Below are 12274 nucleotides of genomic sequence, written 5' to 3' on the forward strand. Positions count from 1 at the left end.
AAAGCGTCTTTTGTCTGCCCGGTGAAGTCTCGTCGAGCAGGGACCGGTCGCACACGACCTCCCCGAGCTTCCCTTGCGGTACGACCCCACCCGCAACTTCCCTTTCGGAGTCCAGCCTTGCCCAGCCATGCCACCGAGCCCGCAGCCCGATCCGTGACCCGCACCGTCGCCGTCGTCCTGGCCGGCGGCAGCGGCCAGCGCATCGGCCTGGCGACGCCCAAGCAGCTCCTGAAGATCGCCGGGAAGACGATCCTGGAACACACCTTGGAGCTGTTCGAGCAGGCCCCGCGCGTGGACGAGGTCATCGTGATGATGAACCCCGGCTTCGTCAACGACGCCGAGGCCATCGTGCGCAAGGCCGGACTGGGGAAGGTCTCCCGGGTGCTGCCGGGCGGGACCTCCCGCAACGCCACCACCCAGCTCGCCCTGGACGCGCTGTCGCACTACTCGGCGGAGAACACCAACGTGCTCTTCCACGACGCGGTGCGCCCCCTGCTGTCCCAGCGGGTCATCGACGACTGCGTCACCGCCCTGGAGACCTACCAGGCCGTGGACGTGGCCATTCCGTCCTCGGACACCATCATCGAGGTGGACGACGACGTCATCACCGACGTCCCCACCCGGTCGCGGCTGCGCCGCGGCCAGACCCCGCAGGGCTTCCGCCTGGCCACGATCCGCAACGCCTACGCCAAGGCCTGGGCCGACCCGGGCTTCGAGGCCACCGACGACTGCACCGTCGTCCTGCGCTACGCGCCCGAGGTGCCGATCCACGTGGTGGCGGGTGAAGAGCAGAACATGAAGGTGACCCAGCCGGTCGACATCTTCATCGCCGACAAGCTCTTCCAGCTCTCCTCGGCCGCCACCCCCGAATTCACCGAAGAGGACTACGCCGCACGGCTCACCGGCAAGACGGTGGTCGTGTTCGGCGGCAGCTACGGGATCGGCGCCGGGATCGCCGACCTGGCGGAGAAGCACGGCGCCCGGGTCTTCCGCTACTCGCGTAGCGCCACCCGCACCGACGTGGCCAACCCGGCCGACATCGCCGGGGCCCTGGAGCAGGCGCACAGCGCCACCGGCCGCATCGACTACGTCGTCAACACCGCCGGGGTGCTGCGCATCGGCCGCCTCGACCAGACCGACGACGCCGTCATCGAGGAGGCTCTGCGGGTCAACTACCTGGCCCCGGTGCACATCGCGCGCGCCTCCTTCCCGTACCTCGCCCAGACCAAGGGCCAGCTGCTCCTGTACACCTCCAGCTCCTACACGCGCGGACGCGGCGAGTACAGCCTGTACTCCTCCACCAAGGCGGCGACCGTCAACCTGACCCAGGCCCTGGCCGACGAGTGGTCCGAGGACGGCGTGCGCATCAACTGCATCAACCCCGAGCGCACCCAGACGCCCATGCGGGTCAAGGCCTTCGGCGAGGAGCCGGCCGGAACGCTGCTCAGCGCCGAGAAGGTGGCAGTCACCTCCCTGGACGTGCTCCTGTCCGACCTCACCGGCCACGTCGTCGACGTCCGCCGCGAGGACCTGCCGGGCATCGGCGGCGCCGGGGGCGCCAAGTGAGCAAGCTCCGCGAACTGAGCCGGGAGACCCTCTTCGGGGCGGCCCTGCTCGGCCTCACCTATCTGGCCATGCTCGCGGGTGTCATCACCGAGTCGTGGTGGACCTTCGCCATCGGGGCCGCGGGCAGCTACGCCGTGGACGCGCTGCTGCTGCACCGGCTCCAGGACCTGGCCAAGCTGGTCCAGCAGATCCGCCTGGGCATCACCCCGCGCGCCCTGCTGCGCCAGCTGCTCGTCCTGGGCCTGCTCATCACCACCACCAGCGCCACCTCCACCGGTATCGGCATGGTCCTGCTGGCGTTCCTGCTGCTCTTCGGACTCCAGCTCGTGGCCGGCATCGCCGCCAGGATGCTGCGTGCCTCGCGCAAGCTGCCGGTCGTCACCCGCAACATCGACCTGGAACCCCTGAACATCCCCGACAGCCCTCCCATGCCGCTCGTCCGCGAGCCCATGAGCAGGCTGCTGCCGCTGGACGCCTTCCTGGTGTTCGGCGTCGTGGGATACGTGGCGCTCGGTTCGGCGTGGATCGTGGCGGCCGGGGCCGTGCTGACCCTGGGCGTCACGGTCCTGGCACTGCTGATGCTGGCCTGGCACATCCGGCGCGCCCGCACCATCCCTTCCCCCGAGCAGGTCATGGAGTTCACCCAGTCCTGGCTGGACTCCTACCGGCCCGAGGTCGTCCTGTACTTCTCCGGGTCGGCCGACTCCGCCTACCAGGTGAACATGTGGCTGGACACGATGGCCCGGCTGCCCCGGCGCGGGATCATCGTGCTGCGCGAGCGCGTCATCGCCGCCCAGCTGGCGCCCACCTCCGTCCCGGTGCTGTGCGTCCCGACCTCCACCGACCTGATGGCGCTGGACTTCGGTCCGGCGCGGGTGGCCCTGTACCCGGCCAACACCGGCAAGAACATCCACATGCTGCGCAACCCGGTGATCAAGCACGTGTTCATCGGACACGGCGACAGCGACAAGATCGCCAGCGTCAACCCGTTCAGCAAGGTCTACGACGAGGTGTGGACCGCCGGCCGGGCCGGGCTGGACCGGTACGTGCGCGCCCAGGTGGGCGTGCGCACCGATGAGATCGTCGAGGTGGGCCGCCCCCAGCTGGACGCGATCCGCACCGACACCGCGCCCAACGCCGTCCGCACCGTGCTGTACGCGCCGACCTGGGAGGGGTGGACCGACGAGCCCGGCAACACCTCCCTGACCGACGCGGGTCCCACCCTGATCGCCCGGCTGCTCAAGGCCGAACCCGGGGTGCGCGTTCTGTACAAGCCGCACCCGTTCACCGGCATCCGCTCGGCGCAGGCGCGCCGCGCCCACCAGAAGATCGTCGCTCTGCTGGAGGCCGCGAACAAGGCCGCCGGCCACGGCGAGCCGGACACCCGCGAACTGGCCGCGCTCGACCGCCGCCTGGCCGTCTTCGACGACGACCGGGGCGCCACCGACGAGGCCCACAACTCGCGGGAGGAGGGCCGGACCGACCCCGGGATCATCGCCGAAGCGGCCGCCCTCGTCGACGACTGGCACCGGGTGTACTGGAAGGGCCGACCCGACACGGCGCACCTGGTCATCCAGGGGCCGCGGCCGTCGCTGTACTCCTGCTTCGACCAGGCCGACCTGCTCATCAGCGACATCTCCAGCGTGGTGGCCGACTTCGTCGCCACCGAGAAGCCCTACGCGATCACCAACTGCGAGGGCATCACGCACGAGGAGTTCCGCGTCAAGCACCCGACGTCGAGCGCGGCCTACATGCTCCTGCCCGACGGGAAGGGCCTGGACACCGCCCTGGCCGCCGTGCACCTGCGCGAGGCCGACGAACTGGCCGAGCAGCGGCGCGCACTGCGCACCTACCTGCTGGGGCCGTCCGACGTCACCTCCATGAGCCGCTTCACCGCCGCCGTGGACGACCTGTACACGCGCGCCGCCGACCTGCGGCCGCTCACCCCTCTCGGCGGGGAGACCCCCGCCGGACTCAGCCGCCCCTGACCAGGGCCTCACAAAGGCAACATCATGAAGCGCATCCTCATGCGGTCGAGGAAAGACCCGTTCCGCATCGTTCACGCGGGTGCCGCCATCGAAGAGAACGTCTTCGGTGACAACGCCGGGAACCTCATCTTCAGCCAGGCATCGCACAAACTGCTCCAGACGTCGGACACGGAGATCGTCTCCAACGGGTTCCGTGCCGACGCCTCCGAAGCGGAACGGATCAACGAGGAGTACGACGCGTTCGTCGTACCTCTGGCCAACGCCTTTCGCGTGTCCTTCGTCCCCCACCTCAACAGGCTGAGCTCCCTCATCGAGAAGCTGACCATCCCGGTCGTGGTCCTGGGAGTGGGGGCCCAGTCCGACCTGGACTACGGCCTGAAGCGCATGGAACGGCTGAACGAGCCCGTACGGCGCTTCGCCTCGGCGGTCCTGGACCGCTCCGCGAGCATCGGCGTGCGCGGCGAGTTCACGGAGCGGTACCTGAAGAGCCTCGGCTTCAACGACGTCGAGGTCATCGGCTGCCCGTCCATGTTCATGGACGGGGACCGGCTCTCCGTCACCAAGAAGGTGGCGGAGCTCGACTCCGACTCGGCCGTCGCCGTCAACGCCTCGCGCAGCGCCCTGGGCGCCGGCGACGTGGGCGGCATCGTCAGCTCGAACTTCGAGCGCTACCCGAACATGCGCTACTTCGCCCAGGAGACGAAGGACCTGGCGCTGCTGTACTGGGGCGACGCCTCCGGCGTGGAGGACCGGCACGACCCGATGCCGGTCCACCGGACCCACCCCCTGTTCCTCCAGAACAAGGTGAACGTCCACCTGGACCCGGCGACCTGGATCGACGCCCTGCGGGAGTACGACTTCTCCTTCGGCACCCGCATCCACGGCAACATCGCCGCGCTGCTCGCGGGCACCCCGGCCGTGGTCCTGTGCCACGACTCGCGCACCCTGGAGCTGTGCCGGTACTTCGACATCCCGCACCGGGTCATCCGGGACCTGCCGTCGGACGTGGACGCCGCCGACCTGCACCGGGAGGCCGACTACACCGCGATGCACGCCGGGCACGCCGAGCGGTTCGCACGCTTCACGGCCTTCCTGGAGAAGAACGGGCTCTCCCACGTGCACCAGCCCGGAGAGGACGGCGGGGCCGCGTTCGACGAGCACGTGCGCGCGACGGCCTACCCTCCGGCCGTGGACGCCTGGACCAGCGCCGAGGCGGGCGTGGGCGACCGCATCGGGTGGCTGCGCTCCCGCCACAAGGAGAGCGAGGCGGCCCGCACCGAGCTGACCAAGCGGGTGACCTCCCTGGAGAAGGACACCGAGCGCAGGTTCAAGGCCATGGAGAAGCGCCTGAAGGCCGCCGAGAAGGCGGCCCAGCAGCCTCTCACGAGCCGCATCCGCAGGCCCGTCGGGAGGATCCTGCGCAAGGCCGGCCTGCGCCGCTGACCCCGACCCCCGGAGACGACGACCGCGGTCCGCGCCCCACCGGGCGCGGGCCGCGGTCCCTTCGTTCCGGGCCGACCCGGTGAAGTCACCGGCTGGAACCTGATCACGACGAACACGGGAAACCTGCTGTCCCAGTGGTGCTCTTGCGACAAGCACATTTCTCTCACCAAGAACGATGATCTCAAAGGGTTGATTTTCACGCGCTAACCGGCCGATAGGCTCGGGGCGTGGCGTTCATCAAATGTGTCCGCACGACCTCCGGGACCAACACGGTGGTGCCGCCGCTGGTATAGGACTGATCCCAGCGGCGGGTGGACACGCGGCCCACACACAAACAGTGCGCCACCACAGTGGGCGGGATCTCTTCGGCCAGCAGGTCCACGGCTTACAGGCGGAGGAGTTTGCACATCGACATCGGGCGGCGGCGAGAACGTCACCGCACGCACACCTCATACCCTACGCGATATCTCCGAAAAGACCACGAGGCCTGCGCCCAACAGGCTGACAATTCACAACTTCACTAAGTTGGACTCAGGGCCATGGCTCGACGAGGCCAGCTGGGGAAACCTCAAAAATGGAGCTTCCCCAGCCGACACGAACGCCTATCCACACATCCCTGCACACAAGGGTTTCAGCGATCCCCTAAAACCTGCACGCAAAAGCCCCGCCAACCCATCCAATATCTTGACCTATTTCGTTCCCAGCCCATCCACCCAGCGCAACACCACTACCGACGCCGGCAACGGTGCCTGACGGGCCGGCAGCGGAACCGATGAGCCCAAATGCAGCACCATATATAACAGCATGCGGATATTTAAAAGCGTTCCCCACGAGGTTCACGTGAAGCTGTCGACATTGCTCATTATCTAGCGCGTAGGCTTCAAATGAACCCCCCGGAAGAAGCCTCCTTTCTTTTCGCATCCAATAAGGGCTCCTCGGATCAGCCACTCCGACTCCCTTGCTTTGCCGTGGAGCAATTTCAGGCCATTCATGCATCTCATCCGAGAGGCCGAGCCGTTCCGGCTTCCTGGGATTCTCAGAAGAAAATCCCTTGGGACCGTCATACATGCCAAGATTCTTGTCTCTCGAGGCGTTGCTCCGAGCAGCCTTTTCCCGGGCAATGCGATCTCGAGCGGCCTTGGCGGCAGCTGCCCTTCGGGCGGCGGCGATGCGCATTGCCGCGGCCTTGCGGGCGGCGTTGGCGGCCCTCGCCGCGCGGATCTGTGCAGCGCGGATCTTCGCAGCACGGATGGCGGCCTGGCGGGCCCGGTAGGCACGGATGGCGGCCTGGCGGATCCGGTAAGCGCGGATCGCGGCCATCCGGGCCTGGTAGGCGCGGATCGCGGCCTGGCGGGCCCGGTATGCAGCGGCCCACTTGCGGGCCTGGGAGAAGCTCTTGCGGTAGTACAGCCCGTCGGGGTCCGTGAACGACGTCGGGTTGTTGTTCGCGTACGCGTACCCGTTCATCTGCTGCGAGTCGCTGAAGTCGACGACCGGGTCCGCCGAGATGAACATCCCCGTCTCACTGTCGTAGGAGCGCGCCCCCAGTCGAGTGAAGCCGGCCTGTTCGTCGATCACTCCGCCCACGTACCCGCGTGAGTTCGGCCAGGTCCCGGTGGCGGTTCCGCGCTCCGTACCGAAAGCGGTGAACCTGCGGCGAACACTCTCGCCGGTCAGCGAGTTGATCGCCAACTGCCCGGTCTGGTGGTGGTCGGAGAAGATCCAGTGGACATCCCCGCTGCTGGAGCGGCTGGCGATGACCTCGCCCTCGTGCTCGTACAGGCGCGTCGCCTGGCTGGTGAGCTCCTCCTTGTTGAAGGAGACCTCCATTCCGGGCAGGAACAGCGTCACAGCGTTGCCATCGTCGCGGATCAGGCGTTCGCCTTCGGCGTCGTAGACGAACCGAGAGGTGTTGCCGCCTTCCCGGACGGCGGCGAGCTGCCCTTCGGCATTCCATTCCAGGGTCTGGTCACGGGTGGCGCTGCGCCGGGAGGTCATGTTCCCGGCCTCGTCGTAGGTGTAGGTGGCGAGACCGCTGTTGCCGTTGGAATCGACCTGGGTCACCGCGTGCGGGCGCTCCTCCCCCGCTCCGGGGCGGTGGTAGGTGCTCTCGATGTCCCCGGCCTCGATCAGGCCGCGGCGCGTCTCGGAGGTGCGGTTGCCGAGCGCGTCGTAGGTGTAGCTGTTCCAGTACGGCGCTGCACCGCCGACGTTCTCCCGTGCCGGTCCCCCGTCACAGGCCTGTTCGCCGCCCTGCAGGGAGGTCCACTCGTCGGTGAGGCGTCGCATGTCGTCGTAGGCGAAGCACTGCACGTCGGGGAGGAGGCCCTCAGCCGTGGGCTCGTCCTTGATGCTCAGCACGTTGCCGGCATCGTCGTAGGTGTAGGCCTGCTCGACGAGGGTGCCGTGGCCGACCTCGGGGTGGACCCTCGCCACCGTCACGCGGTCGGTCGCCGGGTCATAAACGCGGGTGGCCCAGGTCTCCCTGGCCTGACTGTTGCCGTCGTTGCGGTAGAAGGTCCGCTGCAGAATCTGTCCGCGGTGGGAGTAGGTGACCGCGTTCAGGTAATCCGTCCGGAAGGTTTCGCTCGCCCCGTGAATGCCGGTCACCAGGCCCGCCCTGTTATAGGCGTAGGTCACGACCTCTTCGGGCAGTCCGCCGGCCGCGGGCAAGGTGTTCGACTTGATGGTGCCGTCGGAGTTGTACGTGGTGCGGAACCGGTAGGGTCCGCCGAGTCCTCCGTTCTCCGGGGTCCGCGGGATGTAGACGGTGGTGGCCGTGGACCGCCCCAGGGGGTCGTAGGCGTGGATGGTGGTGGTGTACTGCTGCCCGTCGACATATCGGACGGCGTTGCTCAGTTGCCCCTTGGCGACGGTGTCGAAGGTCCAGGAGGCGAGCAGCGGTCCGTCCGTCCCGCCCTGGTGCTGACCGGTCTTGCGTCCCAGTGCGTCGTAGACGTACGAGACGGTTTCACCGCGGGCGTCGGTGCGGGAGACGAGGCGGTCGGCGTCGTCGTAGGTGTAGGTGGTGGTCCCCCGGTCGGGGTCCTCGGTCTTGATCTTGCGACCGCGCAGGTCGTAGTGGTTGCGCCAGACGTTTCCGGCCCCGTCGGTGATGGTGGCCACCTCACCGGCTTCGGTGTAGGTGTAGGTCAGAGCGGTGTAGTCGGCCTGGGGGGTGTCCCCTTCGTGCTGGCGCAGCTCGACCGTCTGGCCCAGGGCGTTCTTGATGGTGGTGGTCGGAATGGCCCCGTCGGCAGGGGTCACCAGAACGCGATCCCCCAGGTCCTGGGAATTGGTGCGCCACAGTTCCCCGCCGCGGGAGAGGGAGATGACCTCGACCGGGCGTTCCGCACCGTCGTAGACGGTCTCGGTGTACCGGGGAATGCGGTCGTCCCCTTGGGCCGGCTCGAAGAGCGTCTGCCCGGGCCCGGCCTCCTCGTTGTGGTACCCGTGGCGCTCCTTGATCTTCAACCCGCGGCCGTCGTAGAAGACGTCGCTGATCAGCCGACCGTCGCCGACGGCCGCCGGAGCCTGCTCCTGGCGCAAGCGCAGCAGCCCGTCGTAGATCTGGTAGGTGGAGGCGTAGGTGCCGTCCTCCCTGCGGGTGTGCGTGATGACCGCGGACGGCGCGTCGTTGCGCACGTGGTACTCGAACCGCATGGCGGGGTCGATTCCGTCCGCCTTCTTGCGGTCGGGCGTCCACACCTGGGTGAGGCGGCCCAGGGGGTCATGGGCCATGTCCGTGCGGTTGCCGTTGGGATCGATCTCGGCAACGGGCAGTCCGCGGAGGGGGTCGAAGTGTTCTGTATCGACGTGTCCCAGCGGATTGGTGGTGGTGACGGTGGTCGCCACTCCCCCTGCGATCTTCGGTGAGTAGGAGGTCACCGTGGCGTTGCCCAGGGCGTCGCTCTCGGAGACCGGCCGGCCGAAGGCGTCGTACTCGGTCTCCTGGACCGTCTGGTAGACGGCCGTGGAACCGTCATAGTCCTCGATGCGCTGAGTGGCGGTGGGCAGCCCGGCCGTGGGCGCCTGTCCGTAGCCCCGACCGTCGTAGAGCACCCGCTCATCACTGATGACGTCGCCAGGGCGCGAGGGGGTTGCACCGCAGCCCACAGCGACCTTCTCCGTCCGCGCCACGGCGTCCAGGATTCGCAGGGTGGTGTTGTCGGCGTAGGTGTAACGGGTGCACTGGTCGTCACCGGTGTCGTCGACATCCCCGTGGTGGTGGACCTGGGTGGTACGCCCCAGAGCGTCGTACTCGGCGGTCTCTTGTGTACGCATCCAGCCGCCGTCCACAGCGATGTACTGGGTGGTGGACGCCATCCCGGTCATGCGTGATTCGAGGGTGCCCCAGGAGTAGGTCCGCTGTGCGGTCACCCGGCTCCAGGGCAGGGAGATCGTCTTCTCGACGATGTCCCCGCCCGGTCCGTTGCGGGTGATCTCCTCCAGGGTGAACCCGTTGTACTCGTTGAGGTCGGTGTGCTCGTTGCCCTCACTGTCGGTCACCTTGACCGTACGGGTCCCGGTGGGCTGGCGGTCGCCGTGCATACCGCGGAAGAAGCGGTGCTCGGTCTCCGAGCGGGTCTCGTTCGGCAGGCCCTCGATCACGCGGACCTGCGCGTATCCGCGCCAGTCGGACCAGGTCCGGAGCTTGTCCCGGATGAACCCGTCGGCATCCCGGTAGCGCCAGGCGGCATCACCGACGTAGTCGTAGGTGGTGCGCCGTTCCGGCTGGTCGGTCACCAGGTCCAACTCGCTGACCTGGGTCACCACGTACTTGTGGAACCAGTCGGTGTACTCGCTCTTGCCGTCGGCGGTCGTGTTCACGACGGGGAAGCAGCGGGTGCCGTTGTCGTGGGGCGCAGGCGTCTGCGCCGGATCGCACTCGCCCCCCTCGTAGGTGATGTCGATCTGGCTGCCGCTCTCGGTGAGGATCTTGGTGATCCGCCACTTGAGCATGGGGGCGAAGCCGTCGTCGGTGGTATCGACCCGGTTCTCCATCGGCGTGCCGCCGAACTCCAGCAGCGGCATGCTCTCCTCGCCACCGACGTGGCCGGTGTGCTCGATGGATTGCAGCCACAGGTCCGGCGGAGTGCCGTCACCGGTCTGGGGGTAGGCGTGGGTCAGCTTCCAGGAGTCGACGTTGCGGTAGGTGGTGCCGTCGTGGACCTGGGTGGTGATGCTGTTCAGCTTCTTGCGGGTCCAGAAGGTGGGCGAGAAGCGGTTGGTGCAGTTCTGCCCCTGCGCGCAGTGCTGGTCGAAGGGCACGTCGGGCCAGTGGCTCGCGTTCGCGCTGGTGAACTTGTTCTCCGCGCAGTCGAAGGAGTCCGTGGGGATGCAGCGCTCGCCGACGGAGAAGTTCACCCGGCCCGGCGCGGTTCCGTAGACGTTGTCGGAGCGCAGGCCGTACTCGATGCGGTTGAGGTGACCACCGCGTGTATAGACGGTGGGGGAGTCGGCCTTCATGTTGCGGCCGTAGTAGTTGTTCTCCTTGGTGTAGTAGTACGTCATCACGTTGCCGTGCACGTCCACCACGTAGTCCAGGTTCCATCGCCAGCCCTGTTGGCACCACGAGTCCGCGAAGGAGGACTTGTTGCAGGGCTCCCCGGAGCCGTCCCCGTAAACCGGAGCGGTCCAGGCGGAATTGGTCTCGGTCTTGCCGCTCGAGTAGCCGGGCAGGCGGTTCATACCGAAGTAGTACTGGGTCCCGTCGGTGGTGGTGATACGCCAGTACTCGCCGTCGTTGTCACCGTTGGTGGTGCCGGTGAGGCGTTCGATCTCGGAGGCGTCGTCGTGACGCATGCGCCAGGTGCCGTCCTCGTCCAGGAACATCTCACCGGAGCGACCGTTGAGGGAGAACGTGGCGTTGTGGCGCGACCAGCACAGGTCCCCGGTCTTACCGGAGTCGGGCTGGCTGTCGGAGCAGGGCGCGTACCGGCGCTCGATGAACCCGGGGCTGTAGTTGAAGCCTTCACCGAGCCAGGAGGTCTGGTTGTTGGAGGAGGCGACCCGACCGTCGACCGACCCCGAGGAGTAGGTGAGTTCGATGCCCGGTGTCAGGTCGGAGGCCACCGGAGGCGTGTCGATCGGGTAGTTCCAGGAGAAGTCACCACTCTGGAGGCCCACATCCCAACTGGACGCGGCCGCCAGGTCGGTGGCCTTGTAGTCGCCCCGAGGGCTCTCCCCGGCTGCGGCGACGGCCAGAAGGAGGCCCTCGCCGGCGAGCGCGGGAACGGTTCCGCTGACGGTGCGCGCTTCGGCGTCGTTGTCCGTCGTGAAGAGCTGCGGAGCCCGGTCCTGACAGCCGGTCCCCTCCTCGGCCAGGCAGGGGTCCACTTCGATGAGTTGGAGCCGGGCCCCGAAGTCACCGCCGAAGGCGTCGGCGAACTCCGAGTAGTCGACGGTCAGGTCGACCGGGCCGACTCCGGCGTGGCCGTCGGCCCGGGTCACCCGGAGCAGGAGCCCATGGACGCCGACCGCTTCGGCGGTGTCCTGACCGAGGACCTCGACGTGGACCGATTCGACCGGAGCGGCCTCCTCGACCGTCTCCTCTTCTTCCTGTTCCACCTCGACGTCAGGAACTGCGGGTTCCTCGGCTTCCGGAGACGGTTCCGCCTCAGGAGCCGGCTGTTCGCCGTCCGTCTCCTCTTCGGCCTCGGGTCCGGTCTCCGCCCCACCGTCCTCCGGGCCCCGCTGCGGTTCCCGTTCTCCGGTACCGTCGCCGCCTTCCTCGACCGGCGGTTCCATACCGGTGGTGGGTGCGATCCGCGTACCGTCCGGGTCCGCCTCTTCCGCGGGATCGGTGGAAAAGACCTCCGCCTCGGTCTCCGTCCACGTGGAGAAGCCGTCCTCCGTGACCTGGGAAACGGTGACCAGGCCTTCGACGGCCTCGACCTCCGCGCCGGGCTCGGCCAGCTCGGCTTCTCCGGCGGCCTCCTCCGGCCAGGCGTACGCCGGCGGCTCGTCCAGGTCGGCCTGGGCGACGGTGTCCTCCCCCTCCGCGGCCAGGGTGAACGGCCCTTCGACATCACTGCCGGGTACCGATTCCTCGTCCGTGGCCTCGGGGCGGGTGTTGTAGGTGAGAGAAGCGGCCGGTGCCGCCTGCAGGAGGGCGCCCACCATGACCAGTGCCGCCGTGCAGGTCAGAGGTCGCTTGACCAGTCGGACCAATCGGCTGTTCGCCATGACCCGGGTCGCGGGTGGAGAGGCGTCTTCCAGGGGATCGGAGTTCTTGGCCGACTCGGGGTCGGGACGGCCGGAAAACGTATCGGACA

At 67.9% G+C, this 12274-nt stretch carries 4 protein-coding genes; 3 read left to right on the plus strand and 1 reads right to left on the minus strand.

What is annotated here, in order from left to right:
* The first annotated feature begins 153 nt into the window (after positions 1–153).
* The 3 genes from KGD84_RS28125 to KGD84_RS28135 are packed head-to-tail and all read left to right on the plus strand — an operon-like array spanning position 154 to position 4997.
* Positions 154–1566, plus strand: coding sequence for a bifunctional cytidylyltransferase/SDR family oxidoreductase (locus tag KGD84_RS28125; protein ID WP_220563357.1), 1413 nt, complete (start codon positions 154–156; stop codon positions 1564–1566).
* A complete protein-coding gene (locus KGD84_RS28130; RefSeq protein ID WP_220563358.1) occupies positions 1563–3554 on the plus strand; it encodes a glycerophosphotransferase in 1992 nt (663 codons plus the stop codon). Before KGD84_RS28125 ends, KGD84_RS28130 begins: the two co-directional genes overlap by 4 nt.
* Positions 3555–3578: 24 nt before the next feature.
* On the plus strand, positions 3579–4997 hold the full coding sequence (locus KGD84_RS28135) for a polysaccharide pyruvyl transferase family protein (RefSeq protein WP_220563359.1): 1419 nt from the start codon (positions 3579–3581) through the stop codon (positions 4995–4997).
* 642 nt (positions 4998–5639) lie between these two features.
* On the opposite strand, the gene KGD84_RS28140 is transcribed toward KGD84_RS28135, so the two are convergent.
* Positions 5640–12185 carry an RHS repeat domain-containing protein gene (locus tag KGD84_RS28140; RefSeq protein WP_220563360.1) on the minus strand — a complete coding sequence of 2182 codons (6546 nt, stop codon included), beginning with the start codon at positions 12183–12185 and terminating at the stop codon, positions 5640–5642.
* Between the last annotated feature and the right edge of the window lie 89 nt (positions 12186–12274).

This window comes from Nocardiopsis changdeensis (assembly GCF_018316655.1).
GTDB classification, from domain to species: domain Bacteria; phylum Actinomycetota; class Actinomycetes; order Streptosporangiales; family Streptosporangiaceae; genus Nocardiopsis; species Nocardiopsis changdeensis.